This is a genomic window from Paenibacillus sp. V4I5, assembly GCF_030817255.1.
Taxonomy (GTDB): domain Bacteria; phylum Bacillota; class Bacilli; order Paenibacillales; family NBRC-103111; genus Paenibacillus_E.
This window is the reverse complement of record NZ_JAUSZB010000002.1, coordinates 1350958-1374602: the sequence shown is the minus strand read 5'-3', so window position 1 is coordinate 1374602 and position 23645 is coordinate 1350958. Positions and strand designations below refer to the sequence as shown.

Sequence of the window (23645 nt, the reverse complement as noted above, 5' to 3'; positions counted from 1 at the left end):
GGAGGATAAAACATGAAGAAAGCCCTAAGCATAGGGATGTGTCTATTGCTTGGATTAAGCGTATTCCCGTTCACCATGAATGCAGAAGCTTCAACGACGACTACTACGGCACAGACAACATCTGTACTCACGAATCCGACAGGATTGACAGCGATTTCAGGCGATAATCTAGTGACTTTATCCTGGCATTCCGTATCGGGTGCCGTATCGTACAAGGTGAAACGAAGCGCGATCAACGGTGGTCCGTATGAAACGATCACAAGCAACATCTCGACACCATCTTTTACGGATACCACTGCTTCAAACGGCATGATTTACTACTACGTGGTATCTGCAGTTAGCTCAACAATGGAGAGCATGATCTCGAATCAGGCTAAAGCTGCACCGTATACTCCAATTTCGGGGGCTCCTGTGATTCCTGATGATTTCTCGGCCACAGCAAACGACGGCAGCGTAGAATTATCTTGGACGGCAGTTCCTGGAGCAGCTTCTTATTCTTTGAAAAGAGGCGGTACGAGCGGTGGCCCGTATACGGTCATTGACAGTAGTCTAACTTCAACGACTTACAAGGATACTACGGTTACAAACGGAAAGCAGTACTACTATGTCGTTTCCGCTATAAATTCTAGCGGTGAAAGCCAACATACAGATGAGCTTATTGTTTCACCTGCTAGGGTTGTTACTGTAGCACAGGATGGAAGCGGCGATTTCACAAACGTGACTAATGCTCTCGCAACCATTCCCGCTAACAATAATGTCCGTACGGTCATTTATTTGAAAAAGGGTACATATCGAGAAAGATCTCTCGTAACCGCTCCTTATGTGAGCCTTATGGGCGCTGGTCGGGATGATACGAAAATTGTTTATGACCTTTCAAACGCAGATATGCCTAACCAAGCTGTAAATGGCGCAACCGTAGCTGTAAGTGGAGATTATTTTACTGCAGCTAATTTAACGATTGAAAATGATTCCAAACCGAGCGATGGTCAGGCTCTGGCCCTATCCGTTAACGCGGACCAAGCTGTGTTTGAGAATGTGAAGCTTGTCGGTTATCAGGATACGCTGTACGCGGGTATTCGAGCGACTAGCCCGAGAATCGGCAGACAGTATTATCGCAACAGTGTGATTATGGGCCGTACAGACTTTATTTATGGTCCGGCCAGCGCGGCCGTATTTGATCATGTCGATGCAGTCAGTATTAATGCAGCGGACTCGGGTGGTTATGTTACGGCAGCTGCAACAAAAAATGAAACCGACCCTGGCCTTGTGTTCATCAATTCAAGGCTATTGAAAGACAATTCCACAAAGGGCCTTCATTATTTAGGTCGCCCATGGCAGGATAAACCTTCTACGCGTTACATAAATACCTGGATGGATAGTCATATACAGCCTGAAGGATGGACGACCATGCAAGTTCCGCCTTTCTTCTATGGAGAATATAACAGCACGGGTCCGGGAGCAAGTCCAGATACTCGGATCATGAGTACTCAAATGTCAGCCGAGGAGGCAAGCGCATTAACGATTCCTCGCATGTTTGATGGATGGGATCCGAGTAAAGCTGTCATTATTCCTATGATGTTTCCAAAACTTACTCCTGCTGTTTCACCGGCGTTGCCAGATGGGCAAAATGGCGCTTATACAAAACCAGTGGTCGTTTATATGGAAGAGAACGGGGCGCTTCCTGAGGATAATCGGGTTCAGTATCGAATAAATGGCGGAAATTGGGCTCCCTATACGGCTGAATTCGAGGTCGGCCAAACAGGTACGAACGTGATCGACTATCGTTTTGTCAACAAAGCAGGCAACGCGAGTGTAGTAAAAACATTAACAATCAAGATCGATCCAACTGCAACAACAAGAGTTCCGGCTTTCCCAGGGGCTGAAGGAGCCGCCATGTATGCAAAAGGTGGCCGTGGGGGCCAGGTTTATGAAGTAACGACCCTCCAGGATTATGACACAACGAAAGGCGAAGCCGCTATTCCGGGTTCTTTGCGAGATGCTGTGAGTACGGGAAATCGGACAGTTGTGTTTAGAATGTCCGGTACGATTAACCTGAAGAGGGAGCTGGATATTACTTCCGGCAACTTGACGATAGCAGGGCAAACTGCACCTGGTGACGGTATAGCTGTTAGCGGGTATATGGTTAAGTTCGGAAATAACGACGTAGGAACAGATTTAATCATTCGATATATTCGTTTTAGAAATGGCATTAACGTGTTAAGCGATACGGCTGACATTACTGGCAACAATATTATTGTTGATCACTGTTCCTTTAGCTGGAGCTCGGACGAGACGTTCACCGTGAAAAATCGTAAAAACTTTACCGTCCAGTGGAGCATCATTAGCGACAGCTTGAATCAGTCCATTCACGGTAAAGGAGCGCATGGTTACGGGGGGATATGGGGTGGAACGAATGCGAGCTATCACCATAATCTGATCGCAAATCATAACAATAGAAACCCGCGTTTTGACCGACAAACAGATCCGGATAATTATCCGACCAAAATCGACTATCGCAATAACGTTGTTTATAACTGGGGTACAAACTCAGCGTACGGTGGCGAGCAGGCAACGGGCATCAACATGATCAACAACTACTATAAGCCGGGTCCAAGTACCTTTGATCATGTAAAAAACCGGATTGTCTCGCCATCCAGCGCAATTTTCAGCGGCACATGGTATATCGACGGCAATTATATGGAAGGATCACCTGATGTTTCGGCAGATAACTGGGTTACAAACAGCAATGGATCATGGAAAGCAATCATCCCTGAAGGACCACTAGTTCGCAAGTATAAGCCGATGGTTATTCCAGACGCATCGGATCCTATCGGTGGTTCCGTTACTACGGACACGGCGCAAGTCGCCTATGAGAAAGTGCTGCAAAGTGCGGGCGCCTCTTTGCCTAAGCGGGATTCTCTGGATGCTAGGATTATGAATGATGTTAGGAAGGGTTCAGGGAGAATTATCAATTCAATCCAGAGCGACGGAGGATTGCCCGAATTAAATTCGGTACCTGCACCTCAGGACAACGATCACGATGGAATCGCAGATACTTGGGAATCTGAAAATGGTCTTAATCCGAGTTTAAATACGGACGGAGTTTCGATCGCTAGCAATGGATACACGAACTTGGAAAACTATATCAATTCTCTGGTAGTTTCGGTCTCCGAAAATCCGACAATCACGACATCAAGTCCTAAGCACCAAACATCGTTTCAAGTTGGTAGTCCCATCACGATTGCTGCTGATGCAGTAGATAGTGAGGGAATTGCTAAGGTTAAGTATTATTCGGGTGATCAAGAGCTTGGTGAGGATAATACGGCACCGTATTCCTTCACTTGGGAACATGCGCCGGAGGGCGAGCATTACATTTACACGAAGGCGATTGACAACGCAGGATATATGACTTTGTCCGCCGTAAGCATTATTTATGTGAACGGGCCTAATAACGTAGCCCCTTGGACATCACAAGATATTGGACAAATACCAATTTCTGGCAGCGCCAGCTTGGAAGGAACAACATACACGGTGAAAGGATCCGGAGAGTTGAGAAGCAGCTCGGATTCGTTCCACTATGTGTACCAGCCAGTTCAAGGAAACTTTGAGATGCTCGCGTATGTAAACTTTGATTCCGAAATTGATGATATCGCAAAGGCCGGATTGATGATTCGCAGCAGCCTTGCAGCCGATTCTCCCGCTACGGCTATCGTATTAACACCGGAAACGAACGAATCCATCGATACGAGCGGAAGAAAAGCACTCTTTATGAACCGGAGCAAAGCAGGGGGAAGCTATAGCACAAATAGTGTAACATCAAGTACGCTTAAAGCACCTTTCTGGTTAAAAATCGTAAGAAATGAAAATGTTATTTCCGGTTATGTGTCTACGGACAAAAATAGCTGGGCGCTGGTTGACTCTGCAAATGTGAATTTGCCAGAACAGGTCTATGTCGGGATGGCTGTTGACGCAGCTAAAGCGACAAGCAACTCTGATTATTTAACGGCCGCCACATTTTCTGATGTGAGTTTTAATCGATCTGCAGGATTTACCATTAGCAATGCAGTCAGCGAAACAGTTAATATTCCAATTTACACGATAAAAGGGAATATGATTGATAGTGCTAAATTGACGGTTGCAAATAATGGAACAACGGTAGTCGACGCCGTATATACAGAAGCTGGATCGGACTTTGAACATCAAATTCAGCTCGTTGATGGAGTAAACACGATCACAATTTCTGCGAAGAGCGATCTGCTCGGCGACGTGGTTAATACCAAAACCATCACGGTAACGTACAACAAATCTGCCGTTGTGATTACAAGTGAAATACCTGCGACCGTAAACACTGCTAACTTTAACTTATCGGCTAGTGTTAGCAGAAATTCGAGTGTGACGGTTAAAATAAACGGAAATACGGTGCTAGATAAAGCTATCCAGTTGGCAAACGAACCGTTTAACGTTCCGTTAAGTTTGCAGGAAGGTCCGAACGAGATCGTCATTTATGCTGTTGACGAGTACGGCATCGATTCAACGAATACGTACTCAATAACCTATGTTCAAGATTGGGGCAGCGGACTGTTTACTTTTTCGGGGATGATCTTAAGCGATTTGACTGGAAACGAACTTTCAGGCTTAAGCGGTTCACAGGATACAATGGTGACTGCGACCGTTCATAACAATTCCGAAGTCGCTCAAAGTGGTGTATTTGTCATTGCTCTTTATGACCAACAGGACCGGAAGGTCAAATATTCCTTCATAACTCAAACGGTTCCTGGCCAAGGGGATAAACAGATCAAGGCGGTTGTGAATGTGCCGAAGGATGTCACCGGATACAAAGTGAAGGCGTTTGCACTTAAAAAAATGTCCGATCATACACCGATTTCCAACACGGTCATTAGTCCTTAAGCAGAGAGACTTTGAGCTGCGCTCAAAGATCCCTATATTAGGAGGAGGAATACGATTGAAAAGATGGTCAATAATCATACTATCGCTCCTATTGTGCTTCGGTATGATGGCTCCGCTCGCGATGGCTGCAACCTTGACGGTAAGCGCATCGTTTGATAACGTCACCCGAATCGCAACGATTTCAGGCCATTTAGGTTCAGAGGAAGGGCAAATCGTCAGCATACAAGTAAGAAGCCCTTTGAATCAGTTGGATTATTTGAATCAAAGTAGGAGTGGTCCAAGCGGAGCTTTTCAGTTTACTTATAAGATCAGCCAAGAAGTTCAGGGAACGTATCTCGTAACCGTCGGTGGCCAAAACGCTGAGGCGATTGCCACTGCCACATTTAATGTTGAACCTGTCATCGTGGAGCTTGAAGCAAAAACGTCACCAGAACTTCCTGACGGACAAAATGATTGGTACTTGCACCCGGTTGACGTTACCATCGAGGCTGTAAATGGCATTCCCGAAGACAATAAGATCGAATACCGCATAAATCAGGGGGATTGGACAACATACAGTTCAGCGATTAACGTTAATACGGATGGTACTCATACGGTTGAATACCGAAGTGTTGATGAAGAAGGAATTCCTGGCAAAGTCAAGTCAACGACCATTAAATTAGACACACAGTCACCGGTTACCACCGCTACCGCAAGTCCAATTGATGGAAAGAACGGCTGGTATATCTCGAGTCCGACGGTTACGCTTGCAGCAACGGATAACATCTCGGTCACCCAAACGGTATATCGTATCGACGGAGCTGAGTGGTCTACCTATTCTCAGCCAGTTACATGGTCCGTTTACGGCGTCCATTCGCTTGAATACAAGAGTATCGATCAAGCTGGAAATGAAGAAGCAGTAAAATCGATATCGCTGAAGGTTGATAAAGCAGCCCCAACGCTTAGTATCGCATTGGATAAGACCGCTTTGTGGCCTGCGAATAAAAAGATGGTAACAGTTACCGCCAATGTTTACGCACTAGATGATATGTCCCAAATCGACACCATTATTCTGACTTCTATTACAAGCAACGAGAAGGTAGAACCAGACGATATTCAAGATGCACACTATGGCACGTTTGATACATCCTTTAAACTTCGCGCAGAAAGAACAGGTAAAGGAACGGAGCGGGTATATACTATCATGTATATAGCTACAGACCTAGCGGGGAATAAAGCTATTGCAACGGCAACGATTAAGGTACCTCATGACCAAGGCCATAACAATAACGAAGAAAGAACCGATTAACGGGGAGGACAAGAACATATATCTAGATCCGCGCCTAGCGCGGTTTTTTTTTTGTATTGTTAAGGTATCAATAATTTGGGAATACTGTTTCGAAAGTGCAGATAAGGGTGAGACCTTGGATAATTTTACAAACACGAATAAAAATCGACGTTACAAAGCTCATGTAAATATCTTCGGGACAACACAACTACATTTAAAAAGTCCTTACATTGTTGCTTTTTGGTCTGTGGTTTTCCCAGGATTCGGGCACCTGCTTTTATCCAAATATATTCGAGGAATGCTCTTGTTTCTATGGGAACTATTTATTAATCAAATAACACATCTAAATTCAGCTATGGTTTATTCGTTTATGGGGGATATTGAATCAGCAAAAGCAGTTCTAGATGTAAAGATGATGCATTTATATATTCCTGTTTATATTTTTGCTATCTGGGACAGTTATCGCTCAACGGTGGATTTAAATAAAATTTATCTTCTTGCTGAACGAGAAAACGCTCCATTTAATACATTTAGTATTGGTGCACTAGAAATCAATTATCTTGACAAAAAGAACCCTTTACTCGCTTTTTTATGCTCACTGACAATACCCAGTGTGGGACAATTATATATCAACAGATTCGTCCTCGGTTTCTTCAATCTCGTGATGACCGTAATCATTGTTTATTATTCACATTTTCTTGAAGCGTTTCATTATTTGCTCTTAGGGAATATTTCGAAATCCACAAGTGTATTAAATGCACAATGGCTTTTATATTTACCATCTTTTTATTTTTTTACAATTTATGATTCTTATACAAACGCAGTAGAAAACAACAAATTATTCGAACAAGAACAAAAGAATTACTTGAAGAAAAATTATCAACCATCAGGTTTTATGATAATGAAAGGAAATAAGGTGAAATAAGTGCAAATTTATTCCACATTTGAACATTCCAGTTACATTGAATTAGCTATAACAAAATTAGAGGAAAAAGGTATTAAAGATATATTTGCCGTTCCGTTAGATAATCGCTCGGTAGAACGTAAATTATTTGATACCATCCATCAGTCCGACGGAGTTTCTTTTGTTGGAAAAGGTATGGGACTTGCGGTCATATTTTCAGTAATAGGTGCCAGTAGAGGGTTTGTTCTTGAGTGGGGGCCAATCTATTGGGGATTGATTGGAGCGGTCACAGGGTTTGTCCTTGGTGTTTTAATTGATTTATACATATACAAATTTTATAAAAGGAAGAAAAGAGTGTTAAAAGGGAAAAACTCAGAAGTAATCCTGATTATCAACTGCGATGAGAGTCAGGGAGAATTAGTTGAAGGAGTTCTTTGGGAGCACTTAGCTTTAGGATTAGCAAAAATAAAATAACCCAATGAAATTAATTTCATTTGTGTAAAAAGCCTTAGTCATTTGGGTTACCTGTTTGCATACAATAGCCTAGCTGTCATAGCGGGGCTTTTCTTTTTATTGGGGTATGTTAAAGTCTTACATAACAAAAAAACCGGAAAAATTTACAAAACCTTTACCTACAGCAAAATCGCCACGAATATAAATTCCATATAATGTAGTTGGACAAGATCAACTATTATGGAGGCGAAACTGTACATGAGAAAAACAAAGCTATGGATGGCAAGCGCACTCGCCATGTTTGTGACCGTTTCCTCGGTTTACACAGTAGGTGCAGCCGAACCGGGTACTCCGTCTGTACCTGCAAATGGAACAACGAATCCAGCAGCAACCAGCAGTACGAAAAAAATTACTCTCTTTCACACCAATGACACGCATTCCCGAATTGAAGCTACGGCAGAAGGAATAGGTTTTGCAAAAATGAGCGCGTTGATTAAGAATTACAAGGAATCGACTCCAAATTCTCTCATTCTTGATGCGGGAGATACGTTCCACGGTCAGCCGATCGCCAATCTGGTGCGCGGGGAAAGCATTGTGGATATTATGAACGCGGTAGGCTATAACGCTATGGCGGCTGGGAATCATGATTTCAACTACGGTTATCAGCGTCTAATCGAGCTATCCAAGCGGGCCAAATTCCCCGTTCTAAGCGCTAATACGAAAAAAGCAGACGGAATACGAATTCTGGAGCCTTATGTCATCAAAGAAGTAGATGGCGTTAAACTTGGTATATTCGGTTTGACTACACCGGAAACTGCCTATAAAACACATCCGAACAATGTGGAGGGGCTTACTTTCACAGATCCGGCTGAAGAAGCCAAGAAAATTGTCTCCGAGCTCAAAGGTAAAGTTGATGCCATCATTGCCTTAACCCATCTCGGCATCGATGAGTCCAGCATTGAAACAAGTAAAAAGGTAGCGGCAGCTGCTCCAGAAATTGATGTCATCATCGACGGACACAGCCATACGACGCTTAACACAGGTCTGCTGGTTGGGAATGTGCTAATTGCGCAAACGGGAGAGTATCTCAAAAACCTGGGCCGCGTAGATTTGACCTTTGAGAACGGTAAGCTGACAGGTAAAACCTCAAGCCTGATTACCAAGAAAACGGCCGATGAAGATAAAAGCACGGGAGACCATGCCGTACTCGACATTATTGCCAATGTGAAAAAAGAACAAGATAAGGTGCTGCAGGAAATTGTCGGTTCTTCGAAGGTTGATTTAGTCGGAGAACGGGAAGTCGTGCGCAAAGGTGAGTCCAATTTGGGCAATTTAATTGCGGACGCCATGCTCAGCGAAACAGGCGCCGATGTATCCATTACGAACGGAGGCGGTATCCGCGCTTCGATCAAAGCGGGTTCAATTACTAAGGGGCAGATAGTAACCGTATTGCCATTCGGTAACTATATCCAAACGAAGAAAGTGAAGGGCTCCGACATTAAAGCGGCGTTAGAACTAGGTCTCTCTGCTTATCCGGAGTCATTGGGAGGCTTCCCACATGTTGGCGGTATGACCGTTTCGTTTGATCCATCCCAGCCAAAAGGAAGCCGTGTGACGTCTATTCACGTAAAAGGGTATCCGATTGATCTAGGGGCATCCTATTTGCTTGCAACGAATGACTTTATGGCCGCAGGCGGAGGCCAATACGCCATGTTCAAGGCTTATCCTCTTGACAATGATTTCGCATCCTTGGAAGAAGCATTAATCACATATATGCGTAAAAGCGGAGCGGTAGAGGCTAAAGTCGAAGGTCGCATCAACGCTAAGGAGACACAGACTACTCCTACTCCTACTCCTACTCCTACTCCTACTCCTACTCCTACTCCTTCACAGGAACCGGATCCTGGAGCAGCTAGCAATATCTATGTTGTTAAACCCGGTGATTCACTATGGAAAATCAGCAGGTCTTATCAAACAACATGGGAACTCCTTCAGCAGTTGAACAAATTTAAAAACCCTAATCTCATTTACCCAGGACAAGAGATTAAGGTACCTTAGAGCAGGGTAGTTCAAGATTCACTCATCATAAGAAAGCATCATCTCATAAAGTCACCTTCGGGTGGCTTTTTTATTTTGTGCAGTTGATTACCGAAGCGTTCAAGCAGAACTGATGTAATCCTTTTTTCTATCCGTTTTATCTATTCATCGAATCTTGGTTGGACATAAAGGAATACTATGGTTATATTTTATTTATTCCGACTGTACGGTATAAAAAAACATTATTGAAACGAGGAGGAGAAAAATGCCCAAAATAGGAATGGAGCTAAAGCGTCGAGCAGACGTAATTAACGCCACACTAATTTGTATCAGCAGTCACGGGATTGATGGCATGACGCTGGATAAGGTCGCTGAGTATGCGGACTGCTCAAAGGGCGTTGTCACTTATTATTTTAAGAATAAAGATAACTTGATCATAGAAGCTTTCGAGTCGTTCTTAGCCTATTATGGTTTAAAGATCCAATCAGAAATCCAGAAAACAATGACAGCAGAGGAAATGATTGAAGTCACGCTGAAGCACATCCTCCCGCTATATAGCGATGATAGGCAAAAGACGGTCAATGTTTCGGAACTTGATGGGATAGAGAGAATGTTTATCCCGCATGAAGATCAAGCAAAGCTTTTTCTTCAGTTCTTCTCCAAAGCTGTATTGGATCGTAAATTACAAGAGGTAGTTTCCAAGAACTATTTGGATGATCTTCACGGCATTGCTAGGATCTTTGATTACGGTAACATGTCGGGGCAAATGAGGGTGGACGATTCCAAAAGTGCCGCTTACGGCCTTTTGGCGATGGTGGTTGGACTAAGCTTCTTTAGAGTAGCCGTCGTTGAAAGCAACGAAATATTGATAACTGATATTCAGTCGGCTTTAGATCTAATGGCAACTGTACAATTTGAAGCAGGATGTGATCGTATAATTTTAAATCGATCTGCATTAAGTGAGGACTTTTTCGATTTAAAAACACGGCTTGCAGGAGAAATATTACAAAAATTTATAAATTATCGAGTGAAAGTTGCAATAGTTGGTGATTTTTCTGTCTTTTCAAGTCAAAGCTTGAAGGATTTCATCTATGAGTGTAACAAAGGGAAGGATATCTTTTTCTTGTCAAACGAAGAACAAGCTATTGATAAATTGAGTAGCGGTTAACACATGATAGACTAGGAGGAAGATGGAGTGTCAAATGTCTTACAGAGTCTTGCTGATTATCCGATGGTAAAAGTTCCAGGTGGAGAAATAGATTTAAGGGACGATCGAACATCATCAAAATGGAAGGTTGACATACAACCGTTTTTTCTTGCCCGGTACCCTGTTACTAAGGAACTTTATTTTGCCATTTCACAAAAATCGTCTATTTCTTATGACGGAGATCAAAATCCGGTTGTGAATATATCTTGGAATGATGCCATTTCTTTTTGTAATCTACTTTCTCAGAAAGTTGGTTTGACGGAGTGTTATTCGATGAGTAACGATGGTGAAAATATCATCTGTGATTGGGAATCAGACGGGTATCGCCTCCCATCCGAAGCAGAATGGCAGTACGCGTGTAAAGCAGGAACTACAGGATATAGATACGGAGAGCTTGATAAAATAGCTTGGTATAATGAAAATTCAGCTGGCACGATCCATGAAGTAGGAAGAAAGGAACCGAATGCATGGGGTCTGTATGATATGTTAGGGAATGTTTGGGAATGGTGCTGGGATTTATACGATCAGAACGTATACGGCTCCTACCGAATTTTTCGCGGTGGCAGCTGGGCTGAAGAGGCAAGAGGTTGTGGGGCTTCGTGTCGTCGTCGCAGTCACCCGTCATTTAGCATTGATGACCTTGGATTTCGACTTGCGAAGTCTGTATAAGTGGTGACAAGTGCTAGTCTCGTTTATCGACAAGAATATCCTAAAAACAAGGAGGTGATGTTTCATGACAACGAATAACATAACCAATAGATTAATCACTGAGAAATCGCCATACTTACTTCAACATGCTCACAATCCAGTGGAATGGTTTCCTTGGGGTGAAGAAGCATTTGAAACGGCAAAGCGAGAAAATAAGCCTGTTTTTCTTAGTATCGGTTATTCAACTTGTCATTGGTGCCACGTCATGGCTCACGAATCATTCGAAGACCAAACCGTTGCAGACATGCTGAATAAAGATTTCATTTCGATTAAAGTGGACCGTGAAGAGCGTCCAGACGTTGATCATATTTACATGGCTGTTTGTCAAGCGATGACAGGGCAAGGGGGTTGGCCGCTTACGGTGTTTCTGACACCGGAGAAGAAGCCTTTCTTCGCTGGAACCTATTTCCCTCGTAGTCGAAAATACAATCGTGCAGGGATGGTTGAGATTATTGCACAGATTGCTGGTAAGTGGAAAGAAGACGCTGATCGTATTCGTGAGGTTGGCGAACAGGTCATTCAAGAGACGACGAGCCGCTTACTAGAGCATCGCACGGGTGGCCAGGTGTCGGAGGAAACGCTACATGAAGCATTCCGGTTATATGATCAGATGTTTGATCCAGAACATGGCGGATTTGGCAGCTCTCCGAAGTTTCCGACATCACACAATCTATCTTTCCTGCTGAGATACTATCAAAAAACGGGCAATGAACGTGCGCTTGAGATTGTGGAAAAAACGCTTGATGCTATGTATCGTGGCGGCATGTATGACCACATTGGATTCGGATTCTCTCGTTATTCCGTAGATGAAAAATGGTTGGTGCCGCATTTCGAGAAGATGCTTTACGACAATGCGCTGTTAATTTTGACGTACATAGAAGCTTTTCAGGTGACCGGTAAAGCCAAGTATGCAGAAGTTGCTGAGCAGATCATTACATATGTTCTTCGAGATATGACGGACGAGGGCGGAGCCTTCTATTCAGCGGAGGATGCCGACTCGGAAGGGGAGGAAGGCAAGTTCTACGTCTGGACGCCGGATGAAGTCGAGGACATATTAGGGATTGAAGAAGGCGATCTATATTCAGAGCTGTACAACATTACGGAGTCGGGCAATTTTGAGGGGCACAATATCCCGAATTTAATTGGAACGACGATGGAATCTTTTGCGAAGCGTAAGCAAATCCCACTGGATGAGCTGAAGCAGCGGATTGAGGCTGCCCGCGTCAAGCTGTTTGCGCATCGCGAGCAGCGCATCCATCCGGGCAAGGATGATAAGATTCTGACCGCGTGGAACGGTCTGATGATTGCTGCGCTGTCCAAGGCGGCACGTGCCTTGGATAAGCCCGAATACGCGGAGGCAGCCGCGAAGGCCGCGGAATTCCTCCTGCGCGAGCTGCGCCGGGAGGACGGGCGATTGCTCGCCCGCTACCGCGATGGCGAAGCAGCTTTCCTCGGCTACGTGGACGACTATGCGTTCCTCGTCTGGGGCCTCATCGAGCTGTACGAAACCACGTTCGAGCTGCGCTATCTCCGTGAAGCTGTCCAGCTGAATGCAGAGATGCTTCGTCTCTTCAGAGACGAAGAGAAAGGCGGGCTCTTCTTCTACGGCAGCGATGCCGAGCAGCTGCTTACCCGCCCCAAAGAGATCTACGACGGCGCGATGCCGTCGGGGAACGGCGCAGCCGCGCTGAACCTGCTGCGGCTGTCCAGGCTGACCTACGACGCGAAGCTGTCGCAGGAAGCAGATGTGCAGCTCCAGGCTTTCGCCGGAGCTGTGGCGTCCTACCCGCCGGGCCACGCGCTCACGCTGGCCGCGCTCGACTTCGCTTATGGCGAAGCCAGCGAAATCGTCATCGCCGGCGACCCGGCGAAGCCGGAGACGCAGCACATGCTGCGCACGGTCCAGCGGCAGTATCTGCCGAATGCGCTGCTGATTCTTCATCCGCCGGGAGCGGCGGGCGAAGAAGTCCGCAAGCTCATTCCGCTGGTGCAAGACAAGCTGCCGCTTGGAGGGCAGGCAACGGCCTACGTGTGCCAGCACTTTGCCTGCCAAGCGCCAACACAGGATCTAGAGGAGCTCGAAAATCTCTCCTCTAATCACTGATAATAATTATCATTATTGGTTACAATGAGAATAAGGGCAAGGAAAAAGAGAAGAGGCCCCCCGACAGGGCCTCTTTTTACGCTCTGGATTTTCGCTCTAACTAAATCTTAGACTCAAACGTTTTACAATCCGTTTCCTCGGAATTACGCGCTTGATTACTGCCGCGGTGACTCACGACATAAATCGAGCTTGCATTGCATTTGTTTTCGGTTGCCCAATATTTGCAAGAATTCACTTCACAAAGCACATCTTTAGCCATGCCTCTTCACCTCCTCTATATAATATAGGGATCTTTGTTCGGAGAACAAAGTCTCTCCTTTTTGGGATCTTTGTTCGGAGAACAAAGTCTCACTTATTTAGGGTGGGCGAAAGAGGCCTGTTTTTATACATAGCTGGAAGGGTTTATTATTCACCTTAGCAGTGACTGCCCTCATATACATGAAGTAGCTACAAACTTCAAGGGGTTGAACTTATGGCTGAGGATGAGCTGCAGACCTGTGTCAGGTGTAAATATGTCGCAGATAAAGAAGATAACTACTGTATTCGTTGTGGAGCGCCGCTTAAGAATAAGTGTACCAAAGAGAAAACCTTACTGCACAAAGGGTGCTATAAAGTTAACAAGCCAGATGCCAAGTACTGTTCGGGCTGCGGTACGGAAACCATTTTTAGCGAATGGGGTCTTATCTGATCTGCATAAAAAAGTAGACCCCAGCAGTTTCGAACTGTTGTGGTCTACTTTTTTATGGTTTATTTCTGCTGGTCTTCCTCTTTATTATTTATTCTGCAAAATCAATTTCCATAAGTCCGCTTGATCATAACCAAGCCGCCATGCTGCGACACCAGCGATGTCGTACTTTTTCGCCATGTCCAGACGAGCTTTGACCGTAGCCTCATCTTCCAACCAGAACACATAAGTGAAGCCGCCCTCTTGGTACTCGATCCGATATTGTTCGAAGGTTTTGTCCCACGTTTGTTTGGTTGATTTGGAAGCCAATAAAGCAGGGATGTCTTTCATCAGCAAGGTTCGATTACCCTGCAAGGCGCCGGCTGCATCCAGCTTCCATTCACGCACATAGTAGGGGATACCTAGAATGATTTTGTCCCGCGGAATGCCATAGGAAAGGAATTCTTGAATACCGCCATCCGTCCAAGGAAGTCCAGCTACGGACCCCGCAGACGTACTGCCACGCCAGAACTGATCGTAGGCCATGATAACGACGTAATCAACCAAACTCCCCAGCTTCTCATGATCGAATGCAGAAAGATGGTTCCATTTGACACTCCCACGCGGCAGATCAATGGATACAACTAGGTTGTTCAAGTGAGCATAGGAGGTTAATTTGGCAATGAAGGCTGTAAAAGCATTACGATCCGAACCAGCCAGGCTTTCGAAATCAACATTGATTCCCGGAACTCCAAGCTGCACAGAGCGGTCTACCAAGGCCTTAACGAATTTGTCTTGGGCAGCGCTATCCGCAAGGAATTGAGTCGTCAATGTAGCGTTAAATTGGTTGCTGACTAGCGGATACACGGTGTATCCATTCTTTTGTAGCCATTTGACGGTTTCCGCATTGGATTGATCCTTCAAGTTACCTGCTGCATCCGCAAGCTCGAAATAGCTTGGAGAATCAACGTCAAGTCCGACCGTATTATTCACATGCGCTTTAATCGCATCACCACCGGCCATGCCGTTCCAGCCCCATACCTGCAGCTTTTTGAAGTTATCCCAAAGGAAGCGATGATCGAGTGTTTGAACAGAAGAATTGCTATACTGCACACTGTAACTTAATGCTTCGGGAATCGTCTTAAACTCGCCAATAAGAGCTTTATTCTGAAACACTTGATAAGAAGCGTAGTTGTTCCAAATTTTACGGCCATCCATGAAGATGGAGCTATGTCCCCATAGGCGTGCGTAGTCTGCCGCTTCATTCAAGGAAGCAAAGTCCTGCAAAAACGTGTCATTCTGAAATACTTTATAAACTTTAAGATTGCTGTACACGGTTTTTTTCGTATGTTTATTGACTACGGTTGAATTTCCCCATTTGAGAGCTTCATGAATGGCGTCCTCTAAGGATGCAAACTCCCAATTGTCTGCTGAAAATGTACCTTGATACACTTTGTAAGTAAGCTCGCCAGTGCGAAGCGCTTTCTTATCCTCGTTAGAAATATTGTCCCAAATCCACTTCTTACTGTTTAAATCAATAATATGGGCGCCGCCCCATTTCTTCGCTTCGGCAACGGCTTCGTTCAGGGTTAGAAACTTCCATGAATCCATTGTGATCTCATTTTGATAAACTTGGAAATTAGGGTAGTTGTTCCACACCCAACCTGTGGATTGCAGGTCTCGAACACTTGCGTAGCTCCATTTCTTTGCTTCAGCAATAGCCGCGTCTAATGTGGCAAATTGCCACTCAGGCAATGATACATCCAACTGAAAAACTTGATAGCGCGGAAAATTGTTCCACAGCCATTTACGAGTGCTAATTTCTTCGACATGACTATTCGTAAAGCCTTTCGCAAATGCTTCTGCTTGCCCATAAGCTGCAAATTCCATGAGTACATGATTGTACTGATAGACGCGGTATTTCGTTGTTTTGTCCGGACTTGATTGAACTGTACCTGCTGCATGAACAGCATTGGGTACGCTCATTGATAATAACAGGGTGCCTGTAAGCATCCATTTTCCAATTTTCATCCATCACGCCTCTTTCTAGTAAACTACTTAATTGGACGTAGGAAATGATAGTTTGGTTGCGTTGGAAAATGTATGAATATTAGTAGTCCTTTGTTGATGTTGGACGATGGCACAACTTTCGAGTAACATGAGAAGTAATTAGGCAATACCGTGATCACAACAAGGTGAGGGGAACGATTCATGAAGCCGTATCCGGAGGCATATATCGATTATTTACTTTATTTTCATGCACAAAGGGATTATTTTGAATGCCATGAAGTGATGGAGGAGTTCTGGAAGGAGCATCCTGGGGATTCACGCAGCAGAACCTATGTCGCTCTTATTCAAATTGCTGTAGGTATGTATCATATTCGCAGAGGTAACCGCAATGGTGCTGTGAAGATGCTGCAAAGCGCAGGAAGGAATGCGGAAGCTCCTCATGTCCTTTCTTTGGGACTTAACCCCGACAAGCTGCAAGAGCTCCTTAATCAGGTTTGGTCTTCTATAGAGCAAGATGAATTTCTATATGAAGATATTAATTTGCCTATTACTGACCCGGAACTTATAGATTTTTGCTTAAAAGAATGCGACAGAAGAGGGCTGATATGGCAGGCACCAAGCCCGATGACGGATGAGCTGCTCATCCAAAAACATACACGAAGAGATCGTTCAGAGGTCATCAATGAAAGAGCAAGGCAGCAGCAGATCCGCAAGGAAAAGGGTGGCGCTAGATGAGTTCGGAAGGCAAAGTTCTAGTTGTAGATGACGAACCGAATATTGCTGAAGTCGTCAGACTGTATTTGGAGCACTCAAACTTTGAGGCGATTATATTGCCGCGAGGTCAGGAAGTACTTCGAACGATAATAAACGAGAAACCAAACTTGGTTCTTCTGGATATCATGCTGCCTGATATATCCGGCTACGAGTTATGTGAGCAAATCCGAAGAATGGAAGCCCCCTTTCATCAAACGCCAATTATATTCCTCACGGCAAAAGGGGAGTCCATCGATAAGCTGAGAGGGTTTAATCTGGGGGTTGACGATTATTTGGTCAAGCCTTTCGACCCGAATGAGCTCATTGCCCGTATTAAGGCCGTGCTGCGCCGTACGATACAAGTGCCTTTGGAACTGTCTCAAACCCAGAATGCATCCCGTAAATGGCTGGAGATCGGCAATATTGTTATCGATCTTGAGCAGTACCGGGTCACGGTCGGTGGGAAACGGATTGATCTTACGCCGAAGGAGATAGAACTGTTATATTTCCTGACTAGCCATCCAAGCCGTGTATTTACACGAGAGGATCTTCTTGGTTATGTGTGGAATTTTGATTTTACAGGCGGTACACGCACGGTTGATGCCCATGTGAAAAACTTACGTAAAAAACTAGGACAGCATGACATGTGGTGCATCCAGACCCTGTGGGGAATTGGTTACTCCTTTGAGGTGGTTCAGCATGTTTAAACGTTGGTTGACAGGAAAGAGCAACAGCTTATATTTGAAAATTTTCCTGTCTTTTCTTGCGACTTGTGTGCTTTTTTTTGCAGGTCTTTTCCTGTTCTGGAACTACTATTTTACGGATTTATTTTATAAAGATAAGATCGAACTGATGGAAAAGCGTAATGTGGAAGTTACGCGCTTAATGAATTCTTTGCAGGATGGGACGATCTCAACCCGAGAGCTAAAATATACGGTACGTATTTTGGCTAGAAGCATTAATGGACAAGTTTGGCTAGTTGACGACAAGGGCAACATTCTAAATGGCTCTTCGGATAGTGAAGGGAGAGCTATTCCTAAACAGATGGATACGCTTTTTATCGATGGCCTTCAGGGTCATACCGGCTATGGAATGGTTGGTTTAACGACACCTGATGGACGGAACATAAATCTGTTTACATATCACGCCCCTTATCAATTAAATGGACAACCTATGGTCATCATTCTACATTTTCCAGCTGGAGATATCAGTGAAGCCATTTCTGCAGTTCGCGTTAACATTCTGGTGCCCCTATTATTTTCACTGGTAGCTGTTGGTTTCATCCTGTTTATCATTTCTCGCAAACTCGCAGGCCCGCTTCAACAGATGAATCGAGCCGCACTTGAGCTCGCGCATGGTGATTTCACTACAAGGGTTCCGGTCACCTCACAGGATGAGGTAGGGCAGCTTGCTGCTAGTTTCAACTTCATGGTCGAACAGCTGGAGGAATGGGAAGGAACAAGGCAGGAGTTTTTGACGAATGTGTCCCATGAGCTTCGTTCTCCGTTAACGACACTTCGCGGTTTTATTGTGGCCATGAATGATAAGGTCATTCCGGAAGAGAAATATTCACATTACTTACGTATCTGTGATCAGGAAGTTCAGCGGCTGCAGCGTCTTGTGACCGATCTATTAGATTTGGCGCAGATTCAAAATGGGGTCGATGTGTTCCGGCTTAGACCTGTATCCATCGCAGAAACACTTGAAGAATCGTTGGAACTGCTGAAAGCACCGATAGCAGCAAAGGAGATAAACTTTCACCTCATTCTTCCTGAGCCGGATAAGATGCCCTCCCAGGTTCACTTAGACCCAGATCGATTTGCCCAAATTGTACAGAATTTAATCTATAATTCATTGAAATTCACACCGCAGGGCGGAACGCTAACGGTAGCTCTAGAAGAGCAGGAGCGCGAGGTCCATATGTATGTTCGTGATACAGGGGAAGGAATGACAGATGCCGAGTTAGAACGCATTTGGGATCGTTTCTACAAAGCAGATGAAGCAAGAACTTCGCGGTCCGACGTTAAGACAGGAACGGGTCTTGGACTTACGATTGTGAAGCACTTGGTTACTGGTATGAATGGAACGATACATGTACGCAGTCGGGTAGGCGAAGGGACCGAATTTCGCGTTACTTTTCCTCGTATTTCGTAGATAATTCACAATAATTTTACATCTAAAGCAAACTTAATTCATCATTATTTCGTATCCTGTTGCTGTTGGACAGGATTTTTTGTTTTGGAGGTGTATGTAAGGTGAAGTACACACGGAAATTGGTGCTGCGTTTAACGCTCACTTCCTTCCTGCTAAGCGGTTGCAGTGGGCACATGCCTTTGCTTGACAGCACTTCGGCATTGGTATTGCCTTCTCCATCACCTGGGAAAACTCCGCAGGAAGACACCCCCGCTGAAGTTGTCCAAAACCTTAAAGAGATGCAACTCGTTATGCTGTTTCAGGGATTAATTCGAATGGATCGGCTTGACTCCCTAACCATCACGTCTAAGCAGGCTGAGGCTATTCTGCCTTTTGTTCGCAAAAGTATGGATGAAGGAAGCATTACCGAGTCCGAACAAAAACAAGTCATCACTGGCTTGACGCTCCCCCAGCGAACATTTCTGGATGATCAATCCAAGCAAATGAAACAACGTATGGCGGAGCGGATGGACAATCTGGGTGAAGCGGTATCCTCAGAAGAACGGGAAAAGCGAATCCATGCGTTTATTCAAAAAAGAAAGGCGGAGCGCCAGATTGAAGCAGGCATGACGGACCGTGGAAATGGTGAATTTCAGCTTTTTGACCAAAGAAGTGTGGGGATCAGTGTAGAACAGCAGTTAATAGAGCTGCTTACGTCTAAACATGATTAAAATTAAGCAATATGATTTCGAAGCCAGTTTTCTGGCGAAAACTCTAAGGGGGAAGTCACTTCATGAAATGGTATCGCAGTAAGTGGTTCATTGTGATTGTCGCAGTAAGCGTTTGTGCCGGTGGTTCGTACGCTTACTTCGGCGGTAAAGGGAAGAAAACAAAAGCTGCTGCCGTTAAAGAGGTAACGGTCGATGCCAAAAAAGGAAATATCCGCTTCTCCGTCTCCGGTACGGCACAGTTCGAGCCCAAAGATACACAAACGATTTCATCCACAGAAAACGCAAATATTAAGTCGATCAATTTAACACGAAACCAAGCGGTTAAAGCTGGTGATGTGCTTATAGAACTAACGAGTACGAGCTTGGAAAGCGATTTGCAAGATGCCCAGCTAACCTATGAGCAGCTTGAGAAAGATCTGAATTCCTTACAGCAGCAGGAAGGATTAATGGGTGTTAAAGCACCTATGTCCGGTAAACTTACATACGCGAATAATATTGATTTAGGATCTACAATCAATAAATCAACTAAAATTGCCACGATTGGTGATTTAAGTACTTTAACCGTAACACTTCCTTTCTTTGTGGAAGATGCTTCGCAGCTTCATAAGGGAGATCCGGTGGATATTACGTTAGATGGATTTATGATCACTAAAACAGGATCGATTCAAAGTATCTCCAAAGATCCAAAATCGGATGGAAAAGGCGGAAAACTGATCGACATCGAAGTTGCTGTCCCGAATGACAACTCCATGGATGCAGGAACGAATGTGTCGGGTTCAGTTACCATCGGTGGGCGAACCGTCGATTCACAAGGCAAGAATACCCTGCAGTATCTGAAGGTGACGACGATTTTGGCTGGGACGACGGGGAATATATCCACATTGCCATTCAAAACAGGGGACATGATACATCAAGGCGATACGATCGCAACCTTCGTGAATGATACACTGGACGATGATATTCTGACGAAACAATCTGCTCTTGAACGGCAGAAGCTTAAAGTGGACTCAGCTAAGGACAAGGTGGATGCCCTCAAAATCGTAGCTCCCTTTGACGGCGTATTTTCAACCGACTTTGTGAATAAGAAAAATGATATTTTGAGTAATTTCAGGGTCGGCAGTAAGGTAACCAATGGCACGCAGTTCGGAGCTGTTGCGAGTTTAGCGAAAATGCAGCTGCCTGTGCAAGTGGACGAGCTGGATTTACCCAATATTAAGACAGGGATGAAAGCTGAAATCAAGGTTGATTCTTACCCAGGACGCATATTCCCGGCTGAAGTGACGCAAATCTCTTCTGTGGGAACGACAACGAATGGCGTAACCTTCTATGATGTGGTCCTAGCAGCAGAAAATAAAGACAATATGTTGAAATATGGGATGACGGCAACGGGCGAAATTTTAATTCAAGATAAAAAAGACGTTATTTATTTACCGCCAGAAGTGCTGCAATTGCAAAAAGGGAAGCGTGTTGTTTCTTTGAAAAAAGCCGATGGTACGGTTGATAATGAACACGAGGTTAAAATTGGTATTCGCTCCAAGACACAAATCGAAATCACTGAAGGTCTTAAAGAAGGCGATAAAGTCGTTCTGCCTGTCGTGAAGAGACAGCAGAATTTAAGCCAGGATGAAATTAATCGATTGAGACAGCAGTTCCAGCAAAACGGTGGCGCAGGAGGCGCTGGTGGAGCTGGATTCCAAGGCGGAGCTGGAGGAGCAGGTGCAGGCGGTAACGGTGGTGCTGGAGGAAATGGCAATACGGGGGCTATTCGGACTAACGGCGGTGGCGGTACCAGATAATGCGGCGGGGAAAGGAGTTATTGCGGTATGAATATCATTGAACTGAAAGAGATTACCAAAACATATAAACGCGGAGAAGAAGATCTTCATGTTCTGCGCAGCATATCGCTTTCCGTTGCCGAGGGGGATTTTGTCGCCATTATCGGACCGAGTGGATCAGGGAAATCGACGCTCATGAACACGATCGGCTTATTGGATGTGCCTACGAGAGGCAGTTATACGCTGGATGGTGTAGTGACCGAGAATATGGGTGATAATGCCCTTGCTGAATTGCGAAACCAGAAAATCGGCTTCATTTTCCAACAATTTAATTTATTGCCTCGTTTGTCAGCTATGGAAAATGTGGAGCTTCCGATGATCTATGCTGGTATACCAAGGAAGGAACGGCGGGAGCGGGCTAACAACATGTTGAAGATGCTAGGGATGGGGGAACGTGGTCATCATAAGCCGAGTGAACTATCAGGCGGGCAGCAGCAGCGTGTGGCCATTGCACGGGCTCTTGCGATATCACCTTCGCTCATCTTAGCGGATGAACCAACCGGTGCACTGGACTCCAGAACGGGTGAAGAAGTATTGGAGTTAATCCTGCAGCTGAATGCGCAAGGAAATACCATCGTATTGATTACACATGATCATCACATTGCCGACAATGCCAAGCGTGTCGTTTCCCTTAAGGATGGTGTCATTATTGATGACTTCCGGAATAACATTCAGTTGAGCGCACAGCATGAGGTGAGCGTATGAAGCTAAGTGAACTCATTCGAATGTCGCTTCGTACGATCATATCGAGTCCGCTGCGAACATTTTTGACCATGCTGGGCGTCATTATTGGCGTGAGCTCAGTCGTAACCTTGGTGTCGATAGGTCAAGGAACTTCAGAGCAAATCGCCAAGCAATACGAGAACATGGGGACGAATCTGCTTGTTGTCACCGCGACTGGGAACGGGCGTGCAACGCAATTGAATTATGATGAGCTGATGAATTTCGAAAATTTTCCGGAGTTCCAGTCGATTGCGCCAACGATGACGAAGAACGGATCCAACGTTAAATATGATCGTACGCAGGAGAAATACAACGTTATTGGAACGAACGATCGCTATTTTAACATTATCAAAGCAAGTATTGACAAGGGGAGGAATCTCGCTCCAGCTGATCTTGAGTTTCGCTCGAACGTCGTCATATTGGGTAGTGAAGTGGCTAAAACGTTCTTTGGCCAATTAAACCCAGTAGGAGAAGATATCAATATCGACGGTGTCGTGTTCAATGTTATTGGAACTCTGAAAGAGAAGGGCTCTAATATTGGCGGGGCTTCAGTCGATAGTGCAGTGATTATGCCTTTGGAAACAGCAAGACGACAATTCAAGCTTGGGCAAATTCGCACAACCTACGTCGAAGCGCCGACGAAGGACGATATTTATACCGCTCAAGAAACAATGAAGCAGTATTTGACTTACAAATTCAAAAGCGATACGGGCTTCGTCTTAACGAATCAGGATGAGCTGCTTAAAGCACGAACTGAAGCAACGGATACCCTAACGAATCAATTAGTGGCTGTTGCGCTAATCTCTCTGCTCGTCGGTGGTATAGGAATCATGAATATTATGCTGGTTACGGTGAGTGAACGAACGCGTGAAATCGGGATCCGCAAATCGATTGGCGCCAAGCGAAGAAATATTTTGCTGCAATTTCTCGTCGAAGCCGTCGTCATCAGCGGTATGGGCGGATTAATCGGACTAGCGCTTGGAATCGGACTATCCTATGCGTTGCCTTATTTTAGCCCGAAACAGACAACCAGTTTATCTTTTGATATTAGTTTTTATGCCTTTTTATTTTCGGTGCTTGTCGGTGTTGTTTTCGGCTTGTATCCGGCAAATAAAGCATCCAAATTGCGTCCAATTGACGCTTTGCGGTCTGATTGATTTGAGAAATTCAATACTATGCTACGATGTAAGTTTTCTACGAAAACTCTA

The 23645-nt window shown here is 44.8% G+C and carries 18 protein-coding genes and 1 pseudogene; 17 read left to right on the top strand and 2 right to left on the bottom strand.

The features are described from left to right. Positions 1–12 precede the first annotated feature (12 nt). The 9 genes and pseudogenes from QFZ78_RS08420 (at position 13) to QFZ78_RS08380 (ending at position 13588) form a co-directional block, all read left to right on the top strand. Positions 13–4908: a pectinesterase family protein gene (locus QFZ78_RS08420; protein WP_307546626.1), complete on the top strand. Its 4896-nt coding sequence runs from the start codon at positions 13–15 to the stop codon at positions 4906–4908. A 55-nt stretch (positions 4909–4963) separates the two neighbouring features. Further along, the gene (locus QFZ78_RS08415) at positions 4964–6196 is read left to right on the top strand and encodes an OmpL47-type beta-barrel domain-containing protein (RefSeq protein WP_307546624.1); all 1233 of its coding nucleotides are present in this window, start codon (positions 4964–4966) and stop codon (positions 6194–6196) included. Positions 6197–6311: 115 nt separating this feature from the next. Continuing rightward, positions 6312–7100 (top strand): hypothetical protein, encoded by a 789-nt coding sequence (locus QFZ78_RS08410; RefSeq protein WP_307546622.1) that lies wholly within the window; start codon positions 6312–6314, stop codon positions 7098–7100. Beyond that, positions 7101–7553 carry a hypothetical protein gene (locus QFZ78_RS08405; protein WP_307546620.1) on the top strand — a complete coding sequence of 151 codons (453 nt, stop codon included), beginning with the start codon at positions 7101–7103 and terminating at the stop codon, positions 7551–7553. Positions 7554–7790: 237 nt separating this feature from the next. Then, complete coding sequence (locus QFZ78_RS08400) at positions 7791–9590, top strand: 5'-nucleotidase C-terminal domain-containing protein (RefSeq protein WP_307546617.1); 1800 nt, start codon at positions 7791–7793, stop codon at positions 9588–9590. Positions 9591–9834: 244 nt separating this feature from the next. After that, positions 9835–9999, top strand: a pseudogene (locus tag QFZ78_RS08395) (TetR/AcrR family transcriptional regulator); the annotation flags it as partial. 381 nt (positions 10000–10380) lie between these two features. Beyond that, positions 10381–10737: a DUF4180 domain-containing protein gene (locus QFZ78_RS08390; protein ID WP_307555560.1), complete on the top strand. Its 357-nt coding sequence runs from the start codon at positions 10381–10383 to the stop codon at positions 10735–10737. Between the two features lie 63 nt (positions 10738–10800). Next, positions 10801–11445, top strand: coding sequence for a formylglycine-generating enzyme family protein (locus QFZ78_RS08385; protein WP_307555558.1), 645 nt, complete (start codon positions 10801–10803; stop codon positions 11443–11445). Positions 11446–11509: 64 nt separating this feature from the next. Then, a complete protein-coding gene (locus QFZ78_RS08380; protein WP_307546615.1) occupies positions 11510–13588 on the top strand; it encodes a thioredoxin domain-containing protein in 2079 nt (692 codons plus the stop codon). Between the two features lie 100 nt (positions 13589–13688). Here the strand turns inward: QFZ78_RS08380 and QFZ78_RS08375 are convergent, their stop codons facing one another. After that, positions 13689–13847 (bottom strand): DUF1540 domain-containing protein, encoded by a 159-nt coding sequence (locus QFZ78_RS08375; RefSeq protein ID WP_084159967.1) that lies wholly within the window; start codon positions 13845–13847, stop codon positions 13689–13691. A 213-nt stretch (positions 13848–14060) separates the two neighbouring features. Between QFZ78_RS08375 and QFZ78_RS08370 the strand changes: the two genes are divergently transcribed. Then, positions 14061–14276: a hypothetical protein gene (locus QFZ78_RS08370; RefSeq protein WP_307546612.1), complete on the top strand. Its 216-nt coding sequence runs from the start codon at positions 14061–14063 to the stop codon at positions 14274–14276. 84 nt (positions 14277–14360) lie between these two features. Here the strand turns inward: QFZ78_RS08370 and QFZ78_RS08365 are convergent, their stop codons facing one another. Continuing rightward, positions 14361–16283: a glycosyl hydrolase family 18 protein gene (locus QFZ78_RS08365; RefSeq protein WP_307546610.1), complete on the bottom strand. Its 1923-nt coding sequence runs from the start codon at positions 16281–16283 to the stop codon at positions 14361–14363. Between the two features lie 180 nt (positions 16284–16463). Between QFZ78_RS08365 and QFZ78_RS08360 the strand changes: the two genes are divergently transcribed. From QFZ78_RS08360 to QFZ78_RS08330, 7 genes are all read left to right on the top strand, one after another. Continuing rightward, positions 16464–16997, top strand: coding sequence for a DUF309 domain-containing protein (locus QFZ78_RS08360; RefSeq protein ID WP_307546608.1), 534 nt, complete (start codon positions 16464–16466; stop codon positions 16995–16997). Continuing rightward, positions 16994–17722 (top strand): response regulator transcription factor, encoded by a 729-nt coding sequence (locus tag QFZ78_RS08355; protein ID WP_307546606.1) that lies wholly within the window; start codon positions 16994–16996, stop codon positions 17720–17722. The genes QFZ78_RS08360 and QFZ78_RS08355 overlap by 4 nt, the downstream gene beginning before the upstream one ends. Further along, positions 17715–19169, top strand: coding sequence for a sensor histidine kinase (locus tag QFZ78_RS08350; protein WP_307546604.1), 1455 nt, complete (start codon positions 17715–17717; stop codon positions 19167–19169). The genes QFZ78_RS08355 and QFZ78_RS08350 overlap by 8 nt, the downstream gene beginning before the upstream one ends. Positions 19170–19270: 101 nt before the next feature. Further along, positions 19271–19879: a hypothetical protein gene (locus QFZ78_RS08345; protein ID WP_307546602.1), complete on the top strand. Its 609-nt coding sequence runs from the start codon at positions 19271–19273 to the stop codon at positions 19877–19879. Between the two features lie 62 nt (positions 19880–19941). Beyond that, positions 19942–21675, top strand: a complete 1734-nt coding sequence (locus QFZ78_RS08340) for an efflux RND transporter periplasmic adaptor subunit (RefSeq protein WP_307546600.1) — start codon at positions 19942–19944, stop codon at positions 21673–21675. A 27-nt stretch (positions 21676–21702) separates the two neighbouring features. Continuing rightward, on the top strand, positions 21703–22419 hold the full coding sequence (locus QFZ78_RS08335; protein ID WP_307546598.1) for an ABC transporter ATP-binding protein: 717 nt from the start codon (positions 21703–21705) through the stop codon (positions 22417–22419). After that, entirely contained in the window at positions 22416–23594 is a 1179-nt protein-coding gene (locus QFZ78_RS08330; protein ID WP_307546596.1) for an ABC transporter permease, read from the top strand. The genes QFZ78_RS08335 and QFZ78_RS08330 overlap by 4 nt, the downstream gene beginning before the upstream one ends. Positions 23595–23645: the final 51 nt, after the last annotated feature.

Excerpts from the sequence above, each read along its gene's own strand:
- QFZ78_RS08420 (WP_307546626.1), top strand. The coding sequence starts at position 13 with ATGAAGAAAGCCCTAAGCATAGGGATGTGTCTATTGCTTGGATTAAGC.
- QFZ78_RS08400 (WP_307546617.1), top strand. The coding sequence starts at position 7,791 with ATGAGAAAAACAAAGCTATGGATGGCAAGCGCACTCGCCATGTTTGTG.
- QFZ78_RS08390 (WP_307555560.1), top strand. The coding sequence starts at position 10,381 with ATGGTGGTTGGACTAAGCTTCTTTAGAGTAGCCGTCGTTGAAAGCAAC.
- QFZ78_RS08385 (WP_307555558.1), top strand. The coding sequence starts at position 10,801 with ATGGTAAAAGTTCCAGGTGGAGAAATAGATTTAAGGGACGATCGAACA.
- QFZ78_RS08380 (WP_307546615.1), top strand. The coding sequence starts at position 11,510 with ATGACAACGAATAACATAACCAATAGATTAATCACTGAGAAATCGCCA.
- QFZ78_RS08375 (WP_084159967.1), bottom strand. The coding sequence starts at position 13,847 with ATGGCTAAAGATGTGCTTTGTGAAGTGAATTCTTGCAAATATTGGGCA.
- QFZ78_RS08370 (WP_307546612.1), top strand. The coding sequence starts at position 14,061 with ATGGCTGAGGATGAGCTGCAGACCTGTGTCAGGTGTAAATATGTCGCA.
- QFZ78_RS08365 (WP_307546610.1), bottom strand. The coding sequence starts at position 16,283 with ATGAAAATTGGAAAATGGATGCTTACAGGCACCCTGTTATTATCAATG.
- QFZ78_RS08360 (WP_307546608.1), top strand. The coding sequence starts at position 16,464 with ATGAAGCCGTATCCGGAGGCATATATCGATTATTTACTTTATTTTCAT.
- QFZ78_RS08355 (WP_307546606.1), top strand. The coding sequence starts at position 16,994 with ATGAGTTCGGAAGGCAAAGTTCTAGTTGTAGATGACGAACCGAATATT.
- QFZ78_RS08350 (WP_307546604.1), top strand. The coding sequence starts at position 17,715 with ATGTTTAAACGTTGGTTGACAGGAAAGAGCAACAGCTTATATTTGAAA.
- QFZ78_RS08340 (WP_307546600.1), top strand. The coding sequence starts at position 19,942 with ATGAAATGGTATCGCAGTAAGTGGTTCATTGTGATTGTCGCAGTAAGC.
- QFZ78_RS08335 (WP_307546598.1), top strand. The coding sequence starts at position 21,703 with ATGAATATCATTGAACTGAAAGAGATTACCAAAACATATAAACGCGGA.
- QFZ78_RS08330 (WP_307546596.1), top strand. The coding sequence starts at position 22,416 with ATGAAGCTAAGTGAACTCATTCGAATGTCGCTTCGTACGATCATATCG.